Genomic DNA, 26,537 nt, shown 5'->3' with positions numbered 1-26,537 from the left:
CAAATCAAAGTTTATTTCGTGTTTATTAACAACAAAAGCAAATCATCGTTATCACGCATTAGAATAATGCTCACGGCTACCGAGCCAACGATCGATTAACGCCATCGCTTTGTCAGGCGATTGTTGCCACAGTAAATACGCATGTTGCTGCACTTGAGGAATAAGATCTGCGTCACGCATTAAATCAGCAATTTTCAGATCCGCCAACCCAGTTTGTTTTGTGCCCAGTAGTTCACCAGGACCACGTATTTCCAAATCTTTTTGTGCTATAACGAAACCATCGTTACTTTCTCGTAAAACAGCTAATCGTTTAGTAGCCGTTTTTGATAGTGGGCTTTTATACATTAAGACGCAGTGAGAGGCCACAGAACCTCGGCCTACACGTCCTCTTAATTGATGCAGTTGCGCTAAACCTAGGCGTTCAGGATTTTCAATCACCATCAAGCTTGCATTGGGTACATCAACGCCAACTTCAATAACGGTTGTTGCCACTAATAAGTTAACGTCTCCAGCTTTGAAAGCTTCCATCACCGTTTGTTTTTCTTGCGCTTTCATACGACCATGCACTAAACCAACGCGTAATTCAGGCAAATGTTCTTGTATATAAATAGCCGTATCTTCAGCCGCCTGGCATTGCAGTACTTCTGATTCTTCAATCAAGGTACATACCCAGTAAGCTTGTCTGTTTTCACCAATACATGCTTGATGAATACGCTCTATTACATCATCACGTCGGCTATCAGGTAACGCTACAGTTGTTATCGGTGTTCTTCCTGGTGGTAATTCATCGATGACTGACGTATCTAAGTCAGCATATGCTGTCATCGCAAGCGTTCTTGGGATCGGTGTAGCGGTCATAATTAATTGATGCGGATAATAACCATCAAACGCACCCTTTTCACGAAGCGATAAACGTTGGTGTACGCCAAAACGATGTTGTTCATCAATAATGATCAGCGCGAGCTGATTAAATATCACGTCATCTTGAAACAAGGCATGCGTACCCACGACCATTTTTGCACTACCATCAGCAATATGCGCTAATGCTTCACGGCGTGCTTTTGCTTTTGTTTTTCCGGCTAACCAACTAACGGCAATATCTAAGGGCTGAAACCATTTCTGAAAATTAATTGCATGTTGTTCAGCCAAAATTTCAGTTGGCGCCATTAATGCCACTTGAAAGCCTTGCCCAATGGCAGTTAACGCAGCTAAGGCCGCCACCAAGGTTTTACCTGAACCAACATCACCTTGCACTAATCGCATCATAGGCTGAGACTTTGATAAGTCATCTCGTGCTTCATTGACCACACGAGCTTGGGCGTTAGTGGGTGAAAATGGCAGTGTAGTTAGAAACTTATCTTCCAACGTTTTATCAATAGTTAACGGCACTGCTTGAAATTTCTCTACCGACTGTCGAAGCTTTAACATACTCAAATTATGTGCGAGTAATTCTTCTTTGATCAGCCGCAATTGTGCTGGGTGTTTACCTTCTTCAAGTTGAATAACTGAAGTATCTGGTGTTGGCCGGTGAATAAAACTTAAAGCTTGTTTGAGCGAGTAAGGTTCATGGATAAAACTATCGGGAACAATGTCTTCAATATCACCGCGCTGTAAGCGTACAATGGCTTGGTCGGTTAAATTACGTAAGGTAATTTGTCTAAGCCCATCGGTTGTAGGATATACCGGCGTAAGCGTCTCTTCTACCGGTGTTGGTGCGCTGTCTTGTTCTAAAAATTTATATTCAGGATGAATAATTTCAAGGCCACGCCCGCCACGGGTCATTTCACCGTAGCAGCGTATTTCACGGCCAATAGATAAGTTATTTTTTTGTGCCGCCGTAAAGTTGAAAAACCGTAAATTCACACCGCCTGTACCATCATTTACCGATACTACCAGCATACGTCGACGGCCCTGCACCACTTGGCTATGGGTAATTTCACCAATAATATTAGTAAACATCCCAGGGAAACAATCGCGTATTGTCGTGATACGTGTTCTATCTTCGTATCGATTGGGTAGGTGGAACAATAAGTCTTGCACTGACTCAATGCCAATTTTGGCGAGTTTTTCCGCCATGCTAGGGCCAACGCCCTTTAGCGATGAAACCGCAATACGAGCGAGGTTACCAAGTCCTATTGCGGATGACGCCATTGAAAATCCTTTTTACTGAATTAGTTGTCGAGTTGTTGCCACGCTTCTTGGGTCATCTGCATTTGTTGCCACCATTCATCTGACGCAACAATTTGCCCCTCTTCATCTATGTTTGGATAAGGCAAACCTTTTCGTTGACATGCTTGAGCAAAAATAGGATGTCCCCCCTCAAACAAAAAGCGTTGACGACGGGCTTCTTCAATTCGTGGAGTATCATACAAGCCCGCAGCTTTTCGTTGCCTTTGCGCTTCATACAACACGACTGAATTTGCTACTGAAACATTTAACGATTGCACCATGCCTACCATGGGAATAACAATATCTTGATCGGCCATTGCTAATGCTTGCTCAGATGCGCCAAACTTTTCTTGTCCTAAAATAATCGCCGTTGGCTTTGTGTAATCAATGTCACGAAAATCAACCGAAGTATCTGACAAATGAGTTACTAACACTTGCATGTTTTGCTTTTTTAACTCAACAATTGCCTCTTTAGTGCTTGAATAATTGTGCACATCAACCCAATGTTGGCTACCCGCAGCACTACCACCTGATACACGCATACGTTCATTTTTCCAAACTGCGTGTACATCACTAATACCTATAGCATCTGCGGTTCTCACGACCGCTGCAAGATTATGGGTTTTATGCACCCCTTCCATACATACGGTAAGATCTGGCTGGCGCATATCCAGCATTGCGTTAATTCGGCGTAAGCGTTCCGGTGTCATTTTCTTTATACGTCTTGTTATAAACTGTTATTAATCAACGTTTGGCAATTCTAAAACGCCATCAATTTCAATGGCTACGTCTTTTGGCAAACGGGCAACTTGCACGGCAGCACGTGCTGGATATGGTTGCGAAAAGTACTCTGACATAATGTCATTAACGGTTGAAAACTGTGATAAATCCATTAAAAAGATATTCACTTTCACCATATCATTTAATGTGCCGCCGGCAGCTTCACATACTGCTGATAAGTTCTTAAACACTTGATGAGCCTGTGTGGCGAAATCATCAGCGACGACTTCCATGGTTTCAGGCACTAATGGTATTTGGCCCGACAAGTAAACAGTATTTTTAATTTTTACGGCTTGGCTATAAGTACCAATGGCACTAGGTGCATTTTCCGTACGAATAATTGATTTCATAATTGTCCTTGTTGTTTATCTCAAGATAAACCTTAATAAATGATTATTTATTACGCACTACTTTTTGTACGTCTATCATCACTTTGATTTTTCTAATAATATCCGCTAAATGGATACGATCTCGACAGGTTAATTCTAAGTCGATAACGTATAAACCGGTGTCTTTTTCACCGGAATTCAAGGTATGCACATTAGAGTCACATTTGGCCACCACATTGGTTAATTTTGCTAACGCACCTTGATGGTTGATAATTTCAATACGTAACTTTGCAATAAAGTCTCGATCTATTTCTGAGTCCCACCTTACGGGGAATAAATGCTGCTCTTGCGTGCCTTTAATATTTCGACAACCTGCTTGGTGAACCATCAAGCCCTTTCCAGGGCTTAAATAAGCCATAATGCTATCACCCGGTATAGGACGACAACACTTACCGTAATTAACGAGCATGCCTTCAGTGCCTTTAATCGGCATTTTTGTTTTACTGGTTGGCGGATTTAACTCACTATCTTCAGTAAATTCATCGGTTAACCGACGTGCGATACCGATACTTAGCGCGTTGCCCAAGCCAATATTGATCAATAAGTCGTCAAAGCTTTTATTACTAGTTTCTTGCAAAACTTGTTGGATTTTTTCTGGTGGTATATCGTCTAGCTTTACTTTACCTAATGCATGACTGAGTAAACGTTTACCGAGCATGTGTGAATGATTTTTTTCTTGTGAACGTAAATAGGTGCGTATTTGTAAACGCGCCTTAGCTGTTACCACAAAGTTTAACCATGTTGCATTAGGGTGTGCCGCAGGCGAGGTGACGATTTCAATAGTTTGGCCTGAGTCAATCGCTTGGCTTAACGGATAAGGCTTACGATCGACTTTAGCCCCAACACAAGAATTACCAACATCAGTATGTACTGCATAGGCAAAATCAACGGGCGTTGCTCCCATCGGGAGCTCAATAATGCGACCATCCGGGGTAAACACGTAAATTTCTTCTGGGAATAAATCAGTTTTTACATTTTCAATAAATTCGAAGGAACTGCCAGCACTTTGTTGCAGTTCTAATAGGCTCTGCATCCAGCGACGGGCTTTCATTTGAGCAGTTGTACCGCCATCATCACCGTCTTGTTTATATAGCCAATGAGCAGCAACTCCTTTGTCTGCCATTTGATCCATATCTTTTGTACGAATTTGTATTTCTACCGGTATACCGTGCGGGCCCACTAGTGAAGTATGCAATGATTGATAACCGTTCGTTTTAGGGATAGCAATATAATCTTTAAAGCGGCTTTCTATTGGTTTAAAGAGGTTATGCACGGCACCTAACGCACGGTAACACTCATCAAGTTTGTTATCAACGATGACGCGAAATGCATAGATGTCCATCACTTCATTAAACATTAGTTCTTTGTTTTTCATTTTTCGATAAATAGAAAACAAATGCTTTTCACGCCCTGACACTTCTGCATTGATGCCGTGTTCTGCCAGACGTTGCCCGACTTCTTCACGAATATTATTAATAATTTCTTTGCGATTACCGCGTGCTTTTTTAACCTCGGATTTCAGGGCTCGAGCACGCATTGGGTATAACGCTTCAAAACCCAACACTTCTAATTCGTTTTTAATATCATGAATACCGAGCCGATTAGCAATAGGCGCGTAAATTTCAAGCGTTTCACGCGCTATTCTACGGCGTTTGTCTGGGCGCAGAGCATCTAGTGTTCGCATGTTATGGGTGCGATCAGCCAATTTGATCAAAATAACGCGAATATCTTGCGTCATGGCCAAGACCATCTTGCGAAAATTTTCCGCCTGCATTTCTTCTTTGTTATCAAATTTAAGTTTATCTAACTTGCTCACCCCTTCAACAAGTTCAGCAACGGTATGACCAAATAATTCTGCTAATTCGTCTTTGGTTACTGGCGTATCTTCAATCACATCATGCAGTAGTGCTGCCATTAAGGTTTCGTGATCTAGGTGCATTTTTGCTAAATTATGCGCAACCGCTACGGGGTGGGTAATATAGGGTTCACCACTTGAACGCATTTGTCCTTCATGCGCATCGCGTGCCACGATGTATGCCTGTTTTAACAGATCAATTTGTACTTTCGATAAGTAGCTCGATACATACTCTTTAAGTGGTTCAAAAAGATACACTCAATACTTCCTTCAATGCAGATTAGAAGACACGTTGTTTTTGTGATTGATCATCGTTTGTATTGTAGGCTAGCGAAACGTTTAATCATCTCAACATTAGAATACGTTGATTTAACCCGCTTGCCAATGCAATTACCACGAACAGAAACGAAAAACGCGCAATCATGGGAAGCACAATTGCGCGTTTTAAACGTTTTTCAAACAGTTTTATTGTTGGTTTTGGCCACCAACAATTGCTGCTACTGCTGCTAACTCAACAGATTCCTGTTGCACAGCTTCATGACGATCATGTTGATCCATCACATCTGTTGTGATCAAGCCTTGTTCAATTTCACGTAATGCTAAAACGGTTGGCTTGTCATTTTCTAATTCAACCAAAGGTTCTTTACCCCCAGTAGCAATTTGACGAGCACGACGTGTCGCAATAAGTACTAGGTCAAAACGGTTACCAACTTGTTCTACGGCATCTTCTACGGTTACGCGAGCCATTTGGTCACTCCAGAATTCAATAAATTTACAAAATAGCAGACTATTTTACTAAATGCTTAATCGTTAGCCAATAGCTGTGTGAATAAAAGTTTATAATTTTCGATTTGTTGGCTACGTTTTAAGCGTTGATTGGTGACAATCGTGGTTAAATCTTGTAATGCCTGCGTAAAGTCATCGTTGACAATAATGTAGTCAAACTCTTGATAATGCGAACATTCTGATTGTGCTTGTGCCATTCGCTCCGCGATTATTTCTTCACTGTCTTGCCCTCTACCACGTAATCGATTTTCTAACTCTTTTTTTGACGGTGGGCTTATAAAAATGGTGGTAACATCGGGTTTTTTCATCCGTACTTGCTGTGCGCCCTGCCAATCAATATCTAAAAACACATCGATTCCTTTCGCTAATTGATCGTCAATGGCGAGCGCCGAAGTACCATAATAATTACCAAATACTTCTGCCCATTCATAAAAATGCTTTTGTGTAATTTGATGTTTAAATGCTTCAACAGAAACAAAGTGATAATGCTGACCGTCAACTTCACCCGGGCGAGGAGTTCTTGTGGTATGAGACACAGATACTTGCATTGGACGTGTACTTTCTTGCTTTAGCAATGCGGAAATCAAGCTAGATTTTCCAGCACCACTTGGCGCAGATAGGATGAATAAATTTCCTTTGGCAGCCATTTAATTCTCTTCTCAATAACGATAATGCCGAACTATACCTGAAAGCACTGACTGTCGGCAATAATTCCTATGGTATTTGCGAAAAGTGTACCGCATTTCGCGTGGTATTTTTAACTCGATAAAGTTTTTCATCGGCAATTCCAAGCATGCTATCAACTGAATGCTCATCTTTTGGCTGTACTTCCACGGCGCCTAAACTGGCGGTTAATATTGATGATGCTAAAGAGGATTGATGTTGAATTTCTAGGCTGCTAACAGCTTCTAAGCATTGGGCCAATATTTCTTCAATATTAGTGCGCTTTTCAGAAGGAAAATAAAAATAAAATTCTTCGCCGCCACAACGATAAATCGCACCGTCATGTTCAAACAACACTCGCCGAATAGCATTGGCAACTTTTCTCAACACAATATCACCTTGTTGGTGCCCGTAGGAGTCATTATATTTTTTGAAAAAGTCTATATCAACAATCCCTAATACCAATCGTTTGTTGTTCGCCTTAGCAAATTCCCACTGATTAGCACTGTCATCTTGCCATTTCCGCCGATTGGGCAGTTCAGTTAAACTATCAATATGCGCGAAGGACTCTAATAGCTTGCGCTGACGAATAATTTCCATATGCGTGTTAACACGCACCCTAACAATTCCGTAATTAAAAGGCTTTTGTATGTAATCACACGCGCCAAGCACTAAGCCTTTTTCTTCATCTTCTGCACTTTGTAAGCCCGTAATAAAAATAATAGGGATATGTTTAACTTCAGGTTGTTCCTTGAATTGCTCGTATAATTCAAAGCCATTAATATCTGGCATGACCACATCAAGTAATATTAAATCGGGTAGCACATCTAACGCGATGGCTAATGCCTGAGTTGGTTGTTTGCACGCCACGACTTTATAAGTATCTTTGAAAATAGACGCTAATATTTTTAAGTTAGCACTTTCATCGTCAATACAAAGTAGGGTAAATTGCTTATCCGTTGCACGCCGATTTGTATCAAGGTACTGGTCAGTCATGTTCAATACCTGTCTGAGGGGTCAGCGAAACTTCAAAGTCGTCTATTAATGATAAAGCTTGCTCAAACTCAAAATCAGCAATTAACTGATGAAACGTTTTTACGTCTTGATACACCGTTGTATGGCTTGCCAGCATCAGCAACTCCTTCGAAACATCTTCAGCCATTATATCAGCAGCACTTACTAAACGCTTTAAAGAAGAGATGAGTATTTGAGCTTGAGCAATATCGAGTTGCTCTTCACCTAATGTTTCTTCTTTATGTTGGTATATTCTATTTAATTGAGCAATAAGAAAGTCTAATTGAGTGGTGACTTCGTTTAAGGTTAATTCAATATAGCTGCCTTGCTGTTTCACTTCGCTTTCGAGTGATAATGCAGACTTTGATAAATCAAAAGCACCAATATATTGCGCAGTTGATTTGAGCGAATGCGCAGCACGATAGAGTTCTTCGCTAGCATTATCATGATAGAGTGACATTAAGCTATCAGATAATGTTTGGTACTTATGCCAAAAATCATGCACTAATTGTAAGTACAACGTTTGTTTTCCTTGTACCTTATCTAAAGCATGCTCAACCTTTAACAAAGTATGATTTTTTAACGTGTTTAATTGTATTGCTTCTTGCGTCATTTGTTGCTCACCCTCACTGTCATTAATCGCAACAGTTTCAGTAATCAACCTATTAGTTAGCAAGTACTTACATAGAGTATCGTAGAGTATTTGTGGTTCAATGGGCTTAGTCAGATGATGGTTCATCCCAGCAATGACGCTTTTTTCTACATCGCCTTCCATTGCATGTGCTGTCATCGCTATTATGGGTAAATCATGAATTTTCAGCGTATTTCTTATTTCAGATGTTGCTGTTAAGCCATCCATTTCTGGCATCTGAATATCCATTAGCACAATATCAAATGCTTGTTTTGCAAGTAAATCAAGCGCGATAACGCCGTTCTCTGCACAGGTGATTTTTATTTTCGTATCCGATAAAAACTCTAAAGCGACCTGTTGATTTATCATATTATCTTCAACTAATAACACATGAAAACGGCTTAAATCAGGAATATCAATAGTCACTTCTTCTTCATTGACCGTTGTCATGCGATCGCTTTCTTTACTTAAGGTTTCTAGCACAGCATCAATGAGTAACGAGGCGGTCACAGGCTTTTCAAGAAACTTATCGAAAACGTGTTGCTCCGCGAGCTTTTTCGCCTCGTCTTTATCATACGCTGACATCATTAAAATATGAGGTAATGACCCACGGGTATGTTGATGAATTTGTGTTGCTGCGGCAATACCATCCATTTCAGGCATTTTCCAATCCATGAAAACTAAATCAAATGGCTCTTTGTTACGGTCGGCTGCGAGTACTGCATCTAATGCTGCTTTTCCATCAGATACACCTGTTGCTTTAATATCAGCTTGTAGTAAAGCGTCTAGTACGACATTGCGCGCTATGTCAATATCGTCAGCCACAAGCACCTTTAACGATGACAAATATTGTTTATCAATCGCTACGGTTTCTATCATATCTGGTTCAGCACGCTCAAAGGTTGAGGTGAAATAAAAGGTAGAACCTTCGCCTTCAGTGCTTTCAAGCCAAATTTCTCCTCCCATAAGCTCGGTTAATTGTTTACTAATCGCTAACCCTAACCCTGTTCCGCCATATTTTCGGGTTACAGAGCTATCAGCTTGTGAAAACGATTGAAACAGCGTTTCTTGCTGCTGTGCTGACATGCCAATACCTGTATCATGCACAGCAAAAGCTAACTGGCTAGTTATCTCATCACTGTGTAGGTGCTTAACATTAATATGGATTATTCCTTGTTCAGTAAACTTAACCGCATTATTAGCCAAATTTACAATGATTTGCTGTAACCGTAATGGATCACCGACCAACGTTTTAGGCACATCATGGGCAATATCAACAACTAGCTCTAACCCTTTTTCATGTACTTTAAATGTACATACGTTGACGACTCTTTGCAGAATGTCGTGTAATGAAAAAGACACCTGCTCTAAGGTAAGTTTCTGCGCTTCTATTTTAGAAAAATCTAAAATATCGTTAATTAAGCCGAGTAGTGAACGAGAAGAATCTTGAATTTTAGTTAAGTAGTCATGTTGCACGGAGCTCAGGTCGGTACGTAGTGCTAACTGACTTAACCCGATAACCGCATTCATCGGTGTTCTTATTTCATGACTCATGTTTGCCAAGAAGTCTGATTTTGCTTGGTTCGCTTGTTCCGCCTTTATTTTTTCCGCTGCAAGTTCTTTTGTTCGTTCATGAATTTGTTGTTCTAAGTTCCGATTGTATGACACAACCTGTTGATACAACGTTGCATTATCAAAAGAAATTGCCGTTTGATTAGCTAACATTTGCAGCACGTTTATGCGATCTATACTAAACACATTTTCAACCGCTAGATGCTCTAAATACAAGACACCTTTAAGCTCGCCTTTAACGATGATGGGAGCACATAAAATCGATTTTGCATGATGGTGTTTAAAATAAATATCATGAGAAAATTGAGGATGATCAGCAGAAATAATTTGCGGCTTTAAGGTACGAGATACATAGTTAATTAAGCTTAGCGGCAACTGAACATTTTCTTGTGTACTACCATCTATAGACACCGAAATTTCGGTATTAAGCATGCCTTCAGTGATCAACAGTAAACTGCCTTTTTGAGCGCCGGCATTTTCCATAATAATCACCATCATGCGATGTAAAAAAGCATGTAAATCTATTTCACCACTTAACGTTTCTGAAGCTTTTAATACCGAAGCGAAATCTAATTCATTGTTTGACGCAAGGCTGTTTGGCTGCTGCGGTAAAGTACTTTGACGGATATGATTATCATTGGTTGTTAAATAGTTATCCGCTAACGTCTTCGCTTTAGTATTGGCTCCCCAGTCTACATAGCTTTGATAAGCTTGTTGAAAATAGTCTTTCGCCATAGATGCTTTTTCTTGGCGGCGCCAATAATGGCCGGCAAGCTCTTGCGACAATGCTTGATGCTCAATAAAACCGCTATTAGAAGACAAATCAATCGCTTGTTGATATAAATGCCATGCATTGTTTTGCTCGCCGAGTGCTGCGAGTTCTGCTGCGACAAGTTTCACTTTATGGTGGTGATTTTCAGCGGCGTTTTCTGACCACAAACTCAGTTGTTCATGGAAGTGATTAACCTTATCAAACAACACCGAATCGTCTGCATTTGCACACCTTAATCGTTCGATTAACACTAATGCTGCGTAAAACGAAAACTCAGTATAATTATATAAAGATAATGCCGTATTCATTAACGGCTCGGCTTGTTCAAAGTGTGAAAAAGCGTGCGTTTGATCACCAAATAAAAACGCTAACTTCATTTTCACCAAATGGTAACTAAATTGAATGGTTACGTTGTTGGTTTCAAGCAATATGGGCAACTCTTTATGCTCGTCGAAAGCGGAACCATGAAGCGCTATTGGATTTATCGTTGGTTCACTGATATTCAGGATAAATTGGTGCCATAATTGAATAAAGGTTAAATGATACGTTTGTTTTTTTTCTATTACGGTTGGTAAAATCACCTTATATTTCGATTTAACCACGGGTAGTGGCGTTCCCGAGAACAGTAAATGCTTACAATAAAATAATGCAGAGTGGAAAGCATATTCAATGTTTCCCACTTCAATACCTCGGTAAAAGTTATCTTCAAGTGGCTTTAAAGAGGACGCTAGCGGAGCATTCCAATGCTCTATCGACACATGCTTAGCAAATTCAACTTCAATATACAGATGCGCAGATGGGTATTTTTCAATGCATCGAGATGCTAAATCAGCATATGCTTTTCCTCGTGTGAATTGTGAAAACGCACCACAGAGTAACAAACCGTGCGTGACAAATACTTTATTGCTGCCAGGGCTTAAACCTTCGTGTAAACATAATGACAAGCTGGCATACGCGACTCGCATATAATCGATAGGATTAAGTAAATATGCCGGCGTTTGAATGGCGTTTAATATTTCTATTGCCATTAAGTATCGAGGTTCGGTCATTACCGGTAAGTCAATTAACGCGGCGATTTCATCAGGCCTTTTTTTGTTATCAAGTGCGATATAGTTTTCTGCTATGTTTTCTGCACTAATAAGGTTTACCTTTAATTTTTCAAGTGTTTTTACACCAAGCTCATACGCTTGAAGCATCTCGTTTTGTGCTATTAATGCTAATACTTGAGTTCGCGCTAAATAGCCAAATTCGATATCACCTTTGATACAAGATACTGCTTTATCGAAACGCTGGTTGCCTTGTTCAAAGTCTAAATTTAGATAACAGGCTTTTGCCATTGCAAGAGTAATATCTACACTTTGTTGATAATAACTTTGCCAATGATCTTTAGGTAGATACTGCTCTGCTTGCTCAAGATAATACATTGCATCTGCACTGGCATTGCTTTCTAAGCCTTTTTTAGCTGCAGATAAGTTACCGTCTGCCAACAACAAAAAATCACCGCGCTCAATAAATATGCTCGACGCTGCATTCAAATGTTCAATATATTTAAAAATAGTCGTCGGTTGGTGCAGCAAGTAGTACTGTGCGATGCGAAAATGAATATTGGTTTTACTGAGTGGCCGATTAAGCTGATAGGCCGCCTGCTGCACTTTATCGTGAATAAAGCGCAGTGTATCTATTTGTGAGTTTTCTACACTACTTTCAAAGGCATACAAAAACCCTTCTTCAACCAAGACGGTAATGGCATCAGTTAAATCGTCTTGACTGCAATTAAGCACATAACTCAATACAGGCAAGTGAGTATTCACACCTATATAAGCGGCGATATGTAACACGTCTTGTTGTTGGTCATTTAAACGGCGAATACGGTTAGCCATTAAGTCTACAACGTTATCTGTTACACTAATACGTTCGATGTCTTCTACACTACATTGCCATTCACCATGTTCATGTTGATATAAAAAACCTTTATCTACCAGCGACTTAATGAATTCTTTAATAAAAAATGGGTTACCTTGTGTTTTATCTATCAAGGTATCTGCTAAACCACTCAACATTTTGTTATTACCACCAAGTGATGCTTTTAAAAAATCTTTTACCGCCTCTACGGTCAACGGCTGCAATTGTTGATGACTATGAAATGATGGTGCAACATCAATGGAATTAAGTAGCGCGTTTAATGGATGCTCTTTAACAATTTCATTGTCCCTATATGAAATAATAAAATATAAGTGACCAAGATCAGGGTGCTCTACAATATGTTCTAATAGTTTTATGGTTGCGTGATCTGCCCACTGCACATCATCAAGAAAAATCACGACCGTTTTACTGGTCGCGCCTAAGGCTTTTAAGAAAGCAATAAACACATTATTAAAGCGTGTTTTTTCTTCACTGGGTGCCATTGATGGCACCACCGGCTGAGGACCAATAATCAAGGCTAATTCAGGGATCAAATCTACCAATAATTGCCCGTTACCCGCTAACGCACTTTCTAACGTAATACGCCATTTGGCAAGTGACTCATTACTTTCGCATAATAATTGATCTACCCAATCTTTTAAGGCCATTACAAGGGCAAAATATGCTGTGCTATTTTGATATTGTTCAAACTTTCCTAAAGCGAAGTAATTTTCATCAGTCACGATGCTTTGTTGTATTTCTTTAATTAATCGAGATTTACCTACGCCAGCATAACCGCTAATCACACTTAATTGACACTGGCCTTGTTCTTTAGCGGTTTGATAGCCGTTTAATAGAATGTTTAATTCTTGCTCTCGACCAAACAACGTACGAGAAAAGTGCAACTGATTGTTACTATCTTTTTGGGCCAGTTTGAAAGTAGAAATGCTCTGATGTTCTTGCCATAGTAATAAACAACGTTGCAAGTCGTGTAGCAGTCCTTCTGCTGAGCGGTACCGCGATTCAGGGTTTTTACGTAGCAATTTATCGATAATCGACGATACCGTTTTTGGCACCGTTTTATCTATTCGGCAAGCTTTAGGGGTCGATTTGGCAATATGTGCATGGATCATTTCCATGTCGTCTTCAATATTAAAAGGAAATCGACCACTAAAAAGTTTAAACAAACACGCGCCTAAAGAATATAAATCGGCAAAGCGCTGAACCGGCCAATTAATTCTTCCTGTAGACTCTGGTGCTAGTGTTTTTAAACGCTGTTTATCAAACATGATGCGTTTAGATTTTTTATGTAAAACCGCAACTGAACTAGCGAAACTTAAATCAATAAGAAAGCATTCAAAAGTAGTGTTATCAATGAGAATACTATAGGGAGATAAACCGTTGAGAAATATTTTTTTATCATGAATGCGTTGAACTAACCGGGTAAGATTTGTCGATATAGTTAGTTTCTGTTCAGTACTGAGCTCTGTCTCATCACATAATTGTTGTAATGTTAGCCAATTTTTTTGATATGGGTATACGCAATAACAGGCTTGTTGATCTTGTTGTTGCTGTTGATGGGGAATTACTTGCGATATATTGAGCTTATTTGCCAGTTTCGCGCGCTCGAAAAACTGTGATGTAGAACGGCTTCTGTCATCTTTGATAAACTGCTTTATTAGCACTAATTGTTGTTTATTATCTTTGGCTAAATACACTTTTATGGCGTTTGAAATGCTAAAAAAGTGGCGTTGTATTTCATAGCCTTGAAGCGCAATCATGAGAGCTGTACATCCTTATTCATTCCCCTATAGTTATAAGCGTTTAGCCATAAAAATTCAATGATAGTACAAGATAATCGCAATTACATTGATAGATTCTTCAACATAGGTGATGTAACAAGCTTTATTCATTCATCAAAAAAAAATACATATAACTAAACGAATATAGACCCCTTCATATTCCGCGTTAAACGAAGCCGTGCTATGCTTCACTGTAAAATAGCAGCAATAAATAAAGCTGTTTATTCAGCGTGAAAATTGCACAAAAATCAAACTTATGAGCAATTTCTGTAAACACAAGCTATAACTTAATAAGCTAGGGGTTGTTGACCATTCACACTTGGTTTTTACAACTGTTTTTTGGTATTTATAATTAGGCGGAGCCTGTTTCGTGAGAAGGTTGTACATGATCAATACGCATCAATTTGGTCGATATATACGCTGTTGTTTTATCTCTTTGTTTATCATTTCCTCGACGACGGTCATGAGTAAAGAAAGCCTACAACAAGTTGAAGTAATAGAAGTATATGCGCAAAAACGTGCGCAAAAACTACAAGATGTTTCGGTTGCGGTTACGGTAGTAAGTGAAGACGCTCTTCAACGACAACAGATCAAAGATACTTCGCAGCTTGCTAAATTCACTCCAAACATGAAAATCACCAACAATGCTGGCGAAGGTACACCGCCGGCATTTAACATTCGCGGCATCGGTATGATTGATTACAATACATCAACCATATCACCCATTGCGGTATATAGTGATGGTATTGTCAGCGGTAGTGCCAATAATTTAGCAACAAATATTTTTGATCTTGAGCAAGTCGAAGTTTTAAGGGGCCCTCAAGGCACGTTATTTGGCCGAAATACTACTGGCGGTGCTATTTTATTGCGTTCAAAGATGCCAGAGCAGCAATTTGGTGGGTATATAAATGCTGGCATAGCTGAATATCAAACTACGTCTATTGATGGCGCGATCAATCTCCCTTTTAGCGATACAACGGCCGCTCGAATAGCCTTTGATCACGACGACTATCAATTTTCTACCAATAATTTAATGCCTGAACAGCCTGATGGCGGTTTAAAGCAAACTAATGTTAGGCTCATTGTTCGCTCTCAATTTGATGATTTAACTGCAACTATAAAACTGCATAAAGAAAGATCAACGGGTAAACCAAAACCTATTGCAAGTAATGGTATTTATCGAAAAGATAACAGCGGTCAATGTACACCAAGTATCGTTGGTAGTAATGACTGCGTTGATGCTTATGACCAGCAAGTGGGGGGGGATGATTTCTGGGATGTTCGCGCAGATACTGCCGATAGAAAACATAATACCGATAGCTGGGGTAGCGCCTTAATCCTTGATTGGCAACTAACGGAGCACAGCCAGTTAACGTCAATCACAGGAGTGAGAAAACTAACACGTTTTCATTCTTTTGATTCTGATGGAGCAAGAAACTTAATTGAGGGTACATTTGATACCAATAACAACTTGTATTCACAAGAAGTGAACTTGAGTATCACACAGCAAAATTATTTTTGGCAAACAGGTATTTTTTATTTAAAAGAAACCATTGAACAAAACAATAGCTTTGACTTATTTCGAGATTTTAGAAGCATACCTTCACTGGCTGATGTACCAGCAACCTTCTTCTATGACAACTCATTAGAAAATGCCTCGACTGCACTCTATAGTCAACTTGACTATACGTTAACAAAAGACACTACACTAATCACCGGTATTCGCTTTACGAAGGAAGAAACTGATTACAAGGCAAAGGCTGACCTTAATACTGTGCATGGTAATGTACCTAAATTATGGGATTTAGCAGGTAACATATCCGACAACGAGTTTTCAGGTAAACTGGCGATTAACCACGCACTCGCGAATGATATAAATCTATTCGCCAGCTATACCCGTGGTTATAAAAGCGGTGGCTACAATGCGGGTTACTCCACCTCTCCAGAGCAAGCGATGAATTCTGAATATGCACCTGAAACACTAAACGCTTATGAAGCTGGTGCAAAAGTGCAATGGTTAGATCATAATGCTCGTTGGCATTTAGCCGCATTCTATTATGACTATCAAGATCAGCAAGTATTCATTAATATTCAAGATAGCGCTGTCCCTTATCACGTGTTAAAAAACGCAGGGGCTTCAGAAATTTACGGTTTAGATAGCGAATTCTATTATGCACCCACTAACCAACTGGAATTTGTGTTAAATATTGGTTATTTACCTGAAGCATCGATAGGTAAATTTCAACAAGAAAATCTATTTGTTAACGATAACCGTCTACCATTCTCTTCGAAGTGGAATGTATCAGGTTATCTATTAACTGAGTTTCAATTTTTTACCAACCCACTAACCATGCAATTAGGGTTTGATTATCAATCTGAATTTTATTTTGATCAAAACGAGAACCCCTACACAAAACAGAACGGCTATACAGTATTTAATGGCAGTATACATTATGCCTTTCATCCTGATTTTTCATTGACGTTATGGGGAAAAAACCTGACCAAAACGGAATTTGCCGAGTTACGCTTTGACTCTATAGCGGCATTGGGTGCGGTGACTGAACTTAAAGGTGAAGCCAGACAGTTTGGGGCAACCTTGCAATATCGCTTTTAACCCTTTAACTTCCATTTGCACACTTTATAGACAGAAAATCATAAAGTCGCTAAAGTGAGCAAAGCATGCTGGTTAATGCGCAAAAAATAACAATGATAATAACAATACAGGACGTTTACTTATGCAAAAAGTTACACCATGGCAGCTATTATGGCCAATATTACTCACTTTATTAGTCCCTCTGGTGGTCGCTTGGTTTGTATACCCTAACCACCTTCCACCAGGCTTTGGTGAATTTCCCCCCACTTTCGCCGGAAAAGTACCAGGGTTTAGTTTAACCTACTTTTTAATCATGGCAGCCAGTGCGCTTTTTATTACTGGCCTGATTTTATTTCCAAAGCTATTCGGTTTTAAGGGCGCAACCGCAAAACCTCGTCAACCTTCAATGGTATCTCTACCGTGGTGGTTTTGGTGTGGTGGCGTTGTAATGGGCTTTTTCTGGTGGTTAATGTGGACCCGCGTTACCCCCTTTGGCGATCTGGTTTTTTGGGCGTTTACACCACTTTGGTGGGGGTTTATCTTCCTTCTAGACGGCATTGTATATCAGCGGAATAACGGGGCATCCTTATTTTCAGAAAAACCAAAAACATTGTTCATCAGTGCGTTGGTTTCAATCGTTGGCTGGGCGTACTTTGAATACTACGATTATTTCGTATTAGGTAACTGGTTTTACCCTAACGCGAATCAAGTAGGTTGGTCTAGAGCAACTATCGTTATTGAATTTCTCATTACCTACTCAACTGTCACCCCGGTAATTCTTACTTGGTATAATTTGTTAAACACTTTTCCTAAACTAGTCGCACGATACCAAAACGGCCCCAAAATGCCATTAAACGGTAATTATATGATCTTTATCGGCGCATTACTTATTGCCGCTATGGTTTACTGGCCGTATGCGTTGTTTTGGGTTGTATGGATCGGCCCTTACGCAGTTATGACTGGTATACTTATGCGCTTAAACATTTGGAACCCCTTCACCGATATCGCCAAAGGAAACTGGAGTGCAGGCGTACTGATTGGTGTATCCTCATTATTGAACGGTTTATTTTGGGAAATGTGGAACTTTGGTTCTAGTAATCCTAACCCAGAGCCGATCACAAACCCAAATTACTGGGTTTATAATATTCCGTATGTCGATGTCATCCATATATTCTCGGAAATGCCGTTATTAGGCTACTTTGGATATATTCCTTTTGGTGTTTTAGTGTGGCAAGTATTTATTTGGAGCGGAAAGTTATTTAACTTCGATACGAACATTCTAATCCCTCCTAAAATTAATTAATCACATCATGGGTAATATCATCGATCCCTTGCCGTCGTGGCACGATGGCAAGGTTAAACAAGGCATCATTTCATTTGTCGAACAGGTTTGCGACCAACACTCTCCTCATTTTGTACCAATAGAAAATCGCATTGCAACGTTCGATAACGACGGTACTTTGATCGTTGAAAAACCAGTGATGGCGCAAGTAGCCTACTTTAAACGAAAGTTTTTTAATCAACACGTATTGAACACGACTAGTCATTCAAAACGTATATGTCACTGGTGCAAAACCGCTATTGTTGATTTTTTTAATATCATGAAAGTTGGCTGTTACTTTTTGCGTAAAGGCATGACCACAGAAGAGTATCGCGCATCTGTTGCTAGGTGGATCAGCCAAGCTGAACACCCAAGGTTTAACACTCAGTATACCAACCTAACCTATCAGCCCATGTTAGAAGTGCTTGCTTACTTTCAACAAAATAATTTTAGCAATTATATCGTCACAGGAAGTACAGCAAACTTCGTTAGACCTTGGTCACAAGAAACTTATCAGGTATCGGTAAATCGCGTTATTGGTAGCAGCTTAAAAACGAAGCTATCAAAGAGAAACAACAATCTCACCGTTAAATTAGAGCCGATTCCCTTTTCCATTGAGAGCCGTGCGCGAAAAGTATTAAGTATTGAAAGACGAATTTCAATTAGACCCATTGCTGCTTTTGGCAATAGTTATGGTGATGTCGACATGTTACGTTGGACATCCAACAAACATTCTCTTTGTGTGCTAATACATCATACTGATAGCGTTAGAGAGTACAAATACAGCCCTAATTGTCGCTTTAGGTTTTGGGGTAAAAATACCCTATGTTATGCCAAGGCGTTAAACTGGCACGTGGTAGACATGAAAAATGATTGGAAAACTATTTTTCGCTCTCCTACCTAAGTCATAAACAACGCTATGTTCAACATAATTGTCGATTGCTTTTCACACGTTTTTTGATTGTTTTTTAATTAAGAGCTATTACTCTAATTTCTTTTTATGATATGATAGCGCTGTCATTTTGCATTATAGTTATAAATAAAGGACTTACAACGTGAACGGGTTTAAAGCTTTTACTACTGCTATTTTTTACGTGTTTCTTATGAACAATGCACAAGCCGATCTGATCGACTTAGGCGTAGATCTTGGTGTTGCTGATAAATACACCATTGGTGTGGGGCAATGGGACTTTCACGGTTCGCCTGTTGATGGCTCATTAGTGCTAGGCAGTGAGGCCTACATTTATGGTAATGTTGCTGCCAGTAAAGATATCGGTTTTGCATCAGGGTCGATCGTTTACGGCAATGCTTGTTCAAACACATTTATCCTGGGGTCAGCAAGTAAAGTTACTGGTACGCAAAGTATTTGTACCGATGTACAGAAAAATGACAGTCGTCAATTTGATCAGTTATCAAGGGATATTGCCTCCGCAAGCGAAGCAGCTAAGAACTTAGCGGGTGTTGCTCAAGGGGCTATTAGCCAGTCAACCACCTTAGATGCTAGTCAACTTAATGTTGTAAATGTAGATTCAATCACACTGAGTTCATCAGATATTTTACAAATAAATGGTAGCAGTAATGATAACTTAATTATCAACATTTTAGGCAACGCACAAATTGCCTCGGGTGCGCAAATATTATTATCGGATGGTTTAACGTCTGCAAATGTTTTGTTTAATTTTATTGATGATAACTTTTCATCATTAAATTTTGGTGGTGCAAATATTAGTGGCACATTTTTAGCGACTAAAGGTGCTTTTAATGCAGGCGATGGTGCAACGCTAGATGACGTTAGATTTTATACCAATCACGCACTTGTTGGTAATTTCCAAACCGTTCGTACTGCCACACCATCAATTGAAGTACCGGAGCCTTCTACCCTATTAATTATCATAGCAGGCATATTTATTCTGTTAATGCGCTCTAATCATAAGCATCAGTAGATAACGATGATATTCAATGGCTTTTCTAGATAGAAAAGCATCCAACCAATCCTTGTCGCTCTCTAGCACCAACCATAAAAAAGCCGAGTAAATAGACTCGGCTCTTAAAGTGACTCAACAAAATAAAGGTTTCAATTACAGTACTTTTGCAATTGATTGTGCCAAGTAATCTACATTACTCTTTGCAATGCCAGCGATGCTCATACGGCTAGAGCCAACCATATAGATACTGAATTCGTCTTGTAAACGTTGTACTTGTTCAGGGGTAATACCTAAGAACGAAAACATACCATTTTGACGAGTAATAAAACTAAAATCTCTTTGAACGCCGTTTTCTATTAGTTTATCAACAATGATCTGGCGATTACCGTTAATTCTATTACGCATTTCAGCCAATTCTTGATGCCATTGCGAACGTAATTCATCAGAAGATAAAATTGTTTCAACCAATGCTGCACCGTGTGCGGGTGGCATTGAATAAATAACTCGTACTACCGAAAGTAATACAGAATAAGCAACATCAACGGCAGTAGAAGACTTACCTATAATGGTAGTTGCACCAATACGCTCACGATATAAACCGAAGTTTTTTGAACATGAACTACATACAATCATTTCTTCAACATTGTTAGCTAAAAGACGTAAACCAGCAGCATCTTCATCTAAACCTGTACCAAAGCCTTGGTATGCCATATCAACAACCGGTAGAAAGCCAACATCTTTAGCAACTTCAGTTACTTGCTGCCATTGTTCTTGATTTAAATCCATACCGCTCGGGTTATGACAACATGCGTGTAGTAAAACCGCATCATCAGCACTGACTTCTTTCAGTGCTGCTAACATACCATCAAAGTCTAAACACTTATTCTCGTGATCATAATAAGGATAGGTTTTTACTGTAAGACCTGCGGCTTCAAATAAGCCAGTATGATTTGCCCATGTAGGATTTGAAACCCAAATGGTTGCGCCTGCTTTACATGATTTAATAAATTCAGCTGCTACACGTAATGCACCCGTACCACCTGGGGTAGAAACGGTCCGGGCACGGTTTTCACTCAGTACTTTATGATCACCGAAAATAAGCTTCGACATTTCATCATTAAATAAAGGAGAGCCCGTTGGGCCAATATACACCTTGGTATCTTCGGTATCGTTACGATGCTTTTCAGCGGTTTTCACACACTTTAAAATAGCCGTATGACCAGCTTCATCTTTGTAAACACCCACGCCTAAATCAATTTTTTGTGGATTTGAATCTTCACGATATTTAGCCAATAAACCTAAAATAGGATCGGCAGGCAATGCCTTTAAGCTACCAAACATGTCTCCATTTACCTTATAGATAGAGTGAGATTTTGCATTGCGGTGCGCCATCGCACGTAATGCCAATAAAATCCCGATTTGAAAGGGCTAGCATAGCGACTATCTAGTGATAATTAAAGCAATTTGACAGAAAAATCAGTTACCTTTTAGTACAAAAGGCACTAACGAAAATAATCACCTATTAATTAAGGAGGTTACCCTCGCAGACAAATGAATTGGTAAGCCCACTTTACCTATACTAATGATTAAAAATTACCCGTAAGTGCGGCAATTAAACCAATAGTACCGCCGAAAATGCCCCCCCAAACAACTAACCAACCTAAATGCTGGCGAATCATTTCTTGGACAATCTCTTTTACTAATTTAGGGGTTAATTCGTTCAATCGTTTTTCAATAATGTTACTCACTTTTTCGCGCATTTCAGCAATAACATTGGGTTGCTCTAACTGCGCCCGCAATGCTTCGTTAAATTGTTCACTTTGCGAAATATCCCCTACCGTTTCTTTCATTTTCAAGATGAAAGGTTCACGCATCGGTTCAAGTGCTTCTTTACCGCCTACCATGGCTAACATCCCCCCAAAAGAAGAGCTCTCAATCACCTTTACTAAATTATCAAAAGCAGGCGATAAATCTATTTTGTCAATCACAGGTACTAAATCAAAGGTACTCGCTTTACCGGCATTGTCAGATAAAAACCGATCAATGTTATCTTCGGTAAAAAATTGCTCCATCATCAAATGACGAATAGCAGCTTTAAACTCTTCAAAACGCGCAGGTATAACGCCAGAACCATACAAAAAAGGCACCTTTTCAAAGAGCATATGCACAGCAAGCCAATTAGTAATCGCACCCGATAAGGCAAAAATCCCCATGGCATAAACAACATTCATAGAAAAATAATAACCGCTAATGGTTACTAACAGCGCTAATACATTGGTTATTAAACTTTTATTCAATGTTGTCTCCAATTAGATACGTTGGCAAATTTTATGTTATTTTATCAAGCTATCTTGATCACGCCAAGCCAGTTGAGTTACCGTGAAACACTAACATTACATAGGAATTTATGATGATTAAAGCCATATTAACGTGTTTATTAATAATTTGCTTTACGACTAGTGCAAAGGAAAAACGAGATAATAATTGGCGTATTCTCTCACCGGAAAATACCGTGATTATGACGTTGCCGCAAGGTGATGTGGTTTTAGAGTTATCGCCTGAATTCGCCCCAAATCATGTAAAACGTTTCAAAAAATTAGTAAGAGATGGATTCTATCAAGGTGAAAGCTTCTATCGTGTGATTGACGGCTTTGTTGCTCAAGCGGGGCCACAAGATGGTTCAGATAAAGACAAGGGCATTACACCGCTAACTATTGAAGAAGAAATAACCACTGACGAACACTGGTCGTTTACCCAAGTTCAACAACACGATATGTTTGCACCACAAACGGGCTTTAGAAAAGGTTTTGCCGTTGGTTATTCACAGAAAGAACAAAAGGCGTGGTTGTTACATTGTCCAGGCGTCATTGCCATGGCAAGAGAATCAGCACCGAATACTGGCACCAGTCACTTTTATATTACCAATGGCCAAGCGCCACGTTATTTAGACCGCATTATGACCATTTTTGGCAGAGTTGTACTCGGTATGCAGCATGTTCAGTCAATTCAACGTACAGCTGTTATAGAAGGTATGCCAGAAATATTACCTGAGCAGTTTACTCCCATAAAAAGTATGACCGTAATGGCAGATTTACCCAAAGCACAACAACTCAAAATCGCCATCGAAAATACCGATAACTCACTTTATGAAAATAAAATTAATAAAAAACGATTACGCGATAATCCTTTCTTTTATAAAAAACCAATACCTGTGCTAGATATTTGCCAATCAAAAGTAGACGTTAAAGTAATACCACAGTAATTGTTACAAAAGAGACCAGCTAAGTTATTTGTGTCAATAGTCAGATGACTGTCATCTGAAGGGTGTATTCACCGTATATACACCCTATTTTTTATACCAAATTTTTACCACATCTAAAATACGCTCACCCTCTGGTGTTTTCACGACCACTTCGTCATCAACTTGTTTACCGATTAATGCACGTGCCACAGGAGAATCTATACTGATTTCACCTTTGGATACATCCCATTCATCTGAACCCACAATACGATAGGTAAATGTTTTATCATGCTCATCAATCACTTCTACCCATGCACCGAAGAATACTTTGCCTTCTTGCTGTTTTTCAGGGTAAACAATGGTTAATTCATCTAAACGTTTTGACAAAAACCGTACACGACGATCAATTTCTCTTAAACGTTTTTTCCCGTAAATATATTCTGCATTTTCACTTCGATCGCCTAATGCTGCAGCCTCAGACACCGACTTTGTAACGCGAGGACGTTCATCTTTCCATAAATACTTTAATTCACGATCGAGCATATCCCAGCCTTGTCGTGTGATGTAATGACTACGTTTCATGATAATTAACCATTGTTTTAACGTTGATAAGATACATTATTCAGTCTTGCTACATTAATCGCGGTGCGAGGTGTTTAACTTACCCGCAAGGTAATAACGATAATAGCCAATTGCACCGCTACCCACAAAAATAACCTCGACAAGAATTCCAACTGGTGACCACAATATAGCGTTATGCGTTAACCATAGAGAACCACCTAAGATCATCATCAAGCGTAGAAATTTATCATTTTTGCTAAAGGAACCAGTAGTAATAAAAACGGTTGCAATAAAGCCCAATATACTTAATAAACCCGTGTACGTGTAGATTGTGATGAACAAGCTAACACACAATGAAGCCGCAGCCATCCATTGAAACTTCCATTTAATAGACAACAAGAAACGGATACTTGAAAACAGAAAAATATAGCCGGCCGTTGGCTGATCTAATAACAAATAATGCAGACCATTAAACAAACAACTTAATGATAACAACGCCAAGATACGATCTTTATCTTTAAGCTGCATAGCAAAGCATTCAATAACTAAGGTAAACGTCACTAATATTTGGGAGAGTAGAAAATCTGGCATATTGCCCCTGAAAATAAGAAATATGAAGAAAAGGCTGAATAGCCTAAAGTGGCGATTATACCTGTTGTGAGATGTGATGTACCAGCGTAATTTTTATCATCATGCCGACATATTAGGTTACAGCGAAGGCTTTACTTCAGCCAATTTATTTCCTTCATTTAAGTAGGCATAAAAAAAACCTCTCTCATTGGTTCACCCAACGAAAGAGGTTATTTACAATATAATTTTCTACACGTATTTAACGCTTATTTTGCATTACGACGCTTTGAAGCACCTAGGGCAAACATTCCTAAAGCTAACAATGCAAGTGGTGCCGGCTCTGGTATTTCAGCAGCTAATGGTTCACCTGGCGTACCAAAAATACTTAATGAAGCACTATTTAAAGTAAAACTATCACTGCCCATTGACTCTTCCGCAAACATTAATGAAAAGTTTTGGTTAGTGATCATATTTTGAAAAATTTGCGCATCAACTGTATTGGCATCAATGGTGATTGTAGTGGCAATATCTTGATCATGGCTATAGTCATAACCAGAATTTAAAGATGCCGAAGCACCTGGTCTTACATTCCAGTTCTCATTATTCCAGACAGGGATAAAACCAAAAAGCCAATCTAAGTTCCTATCAGATACATTCGAAAAGTCTAACGACAATTCAAAACTATCAATGGTGTTAAAATTCACAGTAGAGAAGTCAAAGTAGTCATAAAAACGACCACAACCATTTGAGTTATCGGTAATCGTGACTGAATCTGCATTTAACGTATCACAACTATTATTAGATGCTAAACTGTTAGGCGTATATTGTTGTTGACCGTAGTCATGCGTGATTGTTGTGATCAAATCTGCGTTTGAAAATGTAGACACTACACTCAATGTTACGACAGCAGTTAGTTTGCTAATAAATTTTTTCATTTGAACATCCATCTTAAAGTTACAACGTCAATATCATTCCAATATTGTACTAATATACAACAAAGCAATCATCAGACCAGATCGTAAGACTTCATCAACACCTCGCGTAATATACTGTAATATACTGTAATATATACAATTAAAATTTAATCAACTTTTAATCGTCAAGAAGAAATTGAGGTATCTGTAAAAAAAACTGACATGTATTTTCAAAAAATTTAAATATAATGTAAATTTTTTGTGAGTAAAAAATTAATTTTTTTCACACCACGATGATAAAATTTAACAAGCTTTACACGATTAATGAGTTAAAAATGAGAATGTTGCCCACGTTGATCTATTTGTATCTATCGCATTTTTAGGATAGGTAAAACTAGCTCCATATTTACCGTTTTGATAAATACCACTAATTTCAACCATCATCTGCCACGCATCACCGGAAAACTTTTTCTTTAACACTTGAATTTCTCTCGCTGACCCAGTGAGAAATTTTGTTCGTTTCCCATCTTCAGAAGATTCTTCACCGGCATAAGGCACCCAAAATCCAGCCCATTCTTTATGATTCCAAAAATCAGATTGGCTCCACTGTTGTTCAATTAATCTTCGCTCTAGAAGCTGAGCTGAGGCGTGTAAATTATATAGTGTTTTCGTGTCAAAATGCTCTATATACAAATCGAGAACAGTGTAATCTTCAGCTTTTCCTTGTGCGCATATAAATACCGAATGCTCATTCTGCATTAAATGAATATTAATATTTGCAGGTAGTTGCAACAACGTTGCTCCTCGCCATTCAGTACTATCACAGTGGCCATCTAAAAGTGGAATATTGGCTGTTTTATTTATGGTAACAGGACTTACATCATTAGCTGTAGCCGTTAATGATAGCGTACAAGCGATCAGGAAAGATAGAATAGGTAACGTATGCATTTTATATTCATCAATTTGTAGATTTATTTCATCAGAAAATAGCTTTTGACAGGATAAACGGCAACTATTATGTTATTACAGGCATTGTTAATGTGATGATTCTCAATCTAATTTGAAAATGGATGCACG

19 protein-coding genes are annotated in these 26,537 nt (G+C 39.0%); 5 read left to right on the top strand and 14 right to left on the bottom strand.

The window, feature by feature from the left end; all coding sequences use genetic code 11:
• Nucleotides 1-51 precede the first annotated feature (51 nt).
• From recG to BI291_RS06525, 8 genes are all read right to left on the bottom strand, one after another.
• Nucleotides 52-2,151: an ATP-dependent DNA helicase RecG gene (gene recG / locus BI291_RS06560; protein ID WP_074497364.1), complete on the bottom strand. Its 2,100-nt coding sequence runs from the start codon at nucleotides 2,149-2,151 to the stop codon at nucleotides 52-54.
• A gap of 20 nt (nucleotides 2,152-2,171) precedes the next feature.
• Nucleotides 2,172-2,879: a tRNA (guanosine(18)-2'-O)-methyltransferase TrmH gene (trmH, locus tag BI291_RS06555; protein ID WP_074497362.1), complete on the bottom strand. Its 708-nt coding sequence runs from the start codon at nucleotides 2,877-2,879 to the stop codon at nucleotides 2,172-2,174.
• A gap of 30 nt (nucleotides 2,880-2,909) precedes the next feature.
• Entirely contained in the window at nucleotides 2,910-3,302 is a 393-nt protein-coding gene (locus BI291_RS06550) for a RidA family protein (protein ID WP_074497359.1), read from the bottom strand.
• Between the two features lie 40 nt (nucleotides 3,303-3,342).
• Nucleotides 3,343-5,451 (bottom strand): bifunctional GTP diphosphokinase/guanosine-3',5'-bis pyrophosphate 3'-pyrophosphohydrolase, encoded by a 2,109-nt coding sequence (spoT, locus tag BI291_RS06545; protein WP_074497357.1) that lies wholly within the window; start codon nucleotides 5,449-5,451, stop codon nucleotides 3,343-3,345.
• A 207-nt stretch (nucleotides 5,452-5,658) separates the two neighbouring features.
• The gene (gene rpoZ, locus BI291_RS06540) at nucleotides 5,659-5,940 is read right to left on the bottom strand and encodes a DNA-directed RNA polymerase subunit omega (protein WP_074497354.1); all 282 of its coding nucleotides are present in this window, start codon (nucleotides 5,938-5,940) and stop codon (nucleotides 5,659-5,661) included.
• 56 nt (nucleotides 5,941-5,996) lie between these two features.
• Entirely contained in the window at nucleotides 5,997-6,626 is a 630-nt protein-coding gene (gmk, locus tag BI291_RS06535; protein ID WP_074497351.1) for a guanylate kinase, read from the bottom strand.
• 67 nt (nucleotides 6,627-6,693) lie between these two features.
• Nucleotides 6,694-7,638 carry a diguanylate cyclase gene (locus BI291_RS06530; protein ID WP_074497349.1) on the bottom strand — a complete coding sequence of 315 codons (945 nt, stop codon included), beginning with the start codon at nucleotides 7,636-7,638 and terminating at the stop codon, nucleotides 6,694-6,696.
• Nucleotides 7,631-14,314, bottom strand: a complete 6,684-nt coding sequence (locus tag BI291_RS06525; RefSeq protein ID WP_074497346.1) for a response regulator — start codon at nucleotides 14,312-14,314, stop codon at nucleotides 7,631-7,633. Before BI291_RS06525 ends, BI291_RS06530 begins: the two co-directional genes overlap by 8 nt.
• Before the next feature lie 406 nt (nucleotides 14,315-14,720).
• Here BI291_RS06525 and BI291_RS06520 point away from each other — a divergent pair, with 406 nt between their 5' ends.
• The 4 genes from BI291_RS06520 to BI291_RS06505 all read left to right on the top strand — a co-directional run bounded on the left by BI291_RS06520 (nucleotide 14,721) and on the right by BI291_RS06505 (nucleotide 20,192).
• Entirely contained in the window at nucleotides 14,721-16,949 is a 2,229-nt protein-coding gene (locus tag BI291_RS06520; protein WP_074497343.1) for a TonB-dependent receptor, read from the top strand.
• Nucleotides 16,950-17,070: 121 nt separating this feature from the next.
• Entirely contained in the window at nucleotides 17,071-18,231 is a 1,161-nt protein-coding gene (locus BI291_RS06515) for a mechanosensitive ion channel protein MscS (RefSeq protein ID WP_074497340.1), read from the top strand.
• 7 nt (nucleotides 18,232-18,238) lie between these two features.
• Entirely contained in the window at nucleotides 18,239-19,153 is a 915-nt protein-coding gene (locus BI291_RS06510; RefSeq protein WP_074497337.1) for an HAD family phosphatase, read from the top strand.
• Nucleotides 19,154-19,352: 199 nt separating this feature from the next.
• A complete protein-coding gene (locus tag BI291_RS06505; RefSeq protein ID WP_139302582.1) occupies nucleotides 19,353-20,192 on the top strand; it encodes a choice-of-anchor A family protein in 840 nt (279 codons plus the stop codon).
• 135 nt (nucleotides 20,193-20,327) lie between these two features.
• Here the strand turns inward: BI291_RS06505 and BI291_RS06500 are convergent, their stop codons facing one another.
• Complete coding sequence (locus tag BI291_RS06500) at nucleotides 20,328-21,515, bottom strand: amino acid aminotransferase (RefSeq protein ID WP_074497332.1); 1,188 nt, start codon at nucleotides 21,513-21,515, stop codon at nucleotides 20,328-20,330.
• Between the two features lie 245 nt (nucleotides 21,516-21,760).
• Complete coding sequence (locus tag BI291_RS06495; RefSeq protein ID WP_074497330.1) at nucleotides 21,761-22,471, bottom strand: DUF445 domain-containing protein; 711 nt, start codon at nucleotides 22,469-22,471, stop codon at nucleotides 21,761-21,763.
• A 110-nt stretch (nucleotides 22,472-22,581) separates the two neighbouring features.
• On the opposite strand from BI291_RS06495, the gene BI291_RS06490 reads away from it, so the two are divergent.
• Nucleotides 22,582-23,436 carry a peptidylprolyl isomerase gene (locus tag BI291_RS06490; protein ID WP_083601932.1) on the top strand — a complete coding sequence of 285 codons (855 nt, stop codon included), beginning with the start codon at nucleotides 22,582-22,584 and terminating at the stop codon, nucleotides 23,434-23,436.
• A gap of 84 nt (nucleotides 23,437-23,520) precedes the next feature.
• On the opposite strand, the gene greB is transcribed toward BI291_RS06490, so the two are convergent.
• The 4 genes from greB to BI291_RS06470 all read right to left on the bottom strand — a co-directional run bounded on the left by greB (nucleotide 23,521) and on the right by BI291_RS06470 (nucleotide 26,408).
• Complete coding sequence (gene greB, locus BI291_RS06485) at nucleotides 23,521-23,997, bottom strand: transcription elongation factor GreB (protein ID WP_074497325.1); 477 nt, start codon at nucleotides 23,995-23,997, stop codon at nucleotides 23,521-23,523.
• A gap of 54 nt (nucleotides 23,998-24,051) precedes the next feature.
• Entirely contained in the window at nucleotides 24,052-24,567 is a 516-nt protein-coding gene (locus tag BI291_RS06480) for a YgjV family protein (protein ID WP_074497322.1), read from the bottom strand.
• A gap of 245 nt (nucleotides 24,568-24,812) precedes the next feature.
• Nucleotides 24,813-25,481, bottom strand: coding sequence for a PEP-CTERM sorting domain-containing protein (locus BI291_RS06475; protein ID WP_175573085.1), 669 nt, complete (start codon nucleotides 25,479-25,481; stop codon nucleotides 24,813-24,815).
• Nucleotides 25,482-25,781: 300 nt separating this feature from the next.
• Nucleotides 25,782-26,408, bottom strand: coding sequence for a hypothetical protein (locus BI291_RS06470; RefSeq protein WP_074497318.1), 627 nt, complete (start codon nucleotides 26,406-26,408; stop codon nucleotides 25,782-25,784).
• Between the last annotated feature and the right edge of the window lie 129 nt (nucleotides 26,409-26,537).

This window comes from Thalassotalea sp. PP2-459, assembly GCF_001913705.1.
Classification (GTDB): domain Bacteria; phylum Pseudomonadota; class Gammaproteobacteria; order Enterobacterales; family Alteromonadaceae; genus Thalassotalea_C; species Thalassotalea_C hakodatensis.
This window is presented reverse-complemented; position numbering and strand designations above follow the sequence as displayed.

What these genes read in the sequence shown, in the direction of transcription:
- BI291_RS06530 (WP_074497349.1), bottom strand. Translation starts at nt 7,638, where the DNA reads ATGACTGACCAGTACCTTGATACAAATCGGCGTGCAACGGATAAGCAA.
- gmk (WP_074497351.1), bottom strand. Translation starts at nt 6,626, where the DNA reads ATGGCTGCCAAAGGAAATTTATTCATCCTATCTGCGCCAAGTGGTGCT.
- recG (WP_074497364.1), bottom strand. Translation starts at nt 2,151, where the DNA reads ATGGCGTCATCCGCAATAGGACTTGGTAACCTCGCTCGTATTGCGGTT.
- BI291_RS06470 (WP_074497318.1), bottom strand. Translation starts at nt 26,408, where the DNA reads ATGCATACGTTACCTATTCTATCTTTCCTGATCGCTTGTACGCTATCA.
- BI291_RS06500 (WP_074497332.1), bottom strand. Translation starts at nt 21,515, where the DNA reads ATGTTTGGTAGCTTAAAGGCATTGCCTGCCGATCCTATTTTAGGTTTA.
- BI291_RS06475 (WP_175573085.1), bottom strand. Translation starts at nt 25,481, where the DNA reads ATGAAAAAATTTATTAGCAAACTAACTGCTGTCGTAACATTGAGTGTA.
- rpoZ (WP_074497354.1), bottom strand. Translation starts at nt 5,940, where the DNA reads ATGGCTCGCGTAACCGTAGAAGATGCCGTAGAACAAGTTGGTAACCGT.
- BI291_RS06490 (WP_083601932.1), top strand. Translation starts at nt 22,582, where the DNA reads ATGATGATTAAAGCCATATTAACGTGTTTATTAATAATTTGCTTTACG.
- BI291_RS06505 (WP_139302582.1), top strand. Translation starts at nt 19,353, where the DNA reads ATGAACAATGCACAAGCCGATCTGATCGACTTAGGCGTAGATCTTGGT.
- BI291_RS06480 (WP_074497322.1), bottom strand. Translation starts at nt 24,567, where the DNA reads ATGCCAGATTTTCTACTCTCCCAAATATTAGTGACGTTTACCTTAGTT.
- BI291_RS06520 (WP_074497343.1), top strand. Translation starts at nt 14,721, where the DNA reads ATGATCAATACGCATCAATTTGGTCGATATATACGCTGTTGTTTTATC.
- BI291_RS06515 (WP_074497340.1), top strand. Translation starts at nt 17,071, where the DNA reads ATGCAAAAAGTTACACCATGGCAGCTATTATGGCCAATATTACTCACT.
- BI291_RS06510 (WP_074497337.1), top strand. Translation starts at nt 18,239, where the DNA reads ATGGGTAATATCATCGATCCCTTGCCGTCGTGGCACGATGGCAAGGTT.
- trmH (WP_074497362.1), bottom strand. Translation starts at nt 2,879, where the DNA reads ATGACACCGGAACGCTTACGCCGAATTAACGCAATGCTGGATATGCGC.
- BI291_RS06525 (WP_074497346.1), bottom strand. Translation starts at nt 14,314, where the DNA reads ATGATTGCGCTTCAAGGCTATGAAATACAACGCCACTTTTTTAGCATT.
- greB (WP_074497325.1), bottom strand. Translation starts at nt 23,997, where the DNA reads ATGAAACGTAGTCATTACATCACACGACAAGGCTGGGATATGCTCGAT.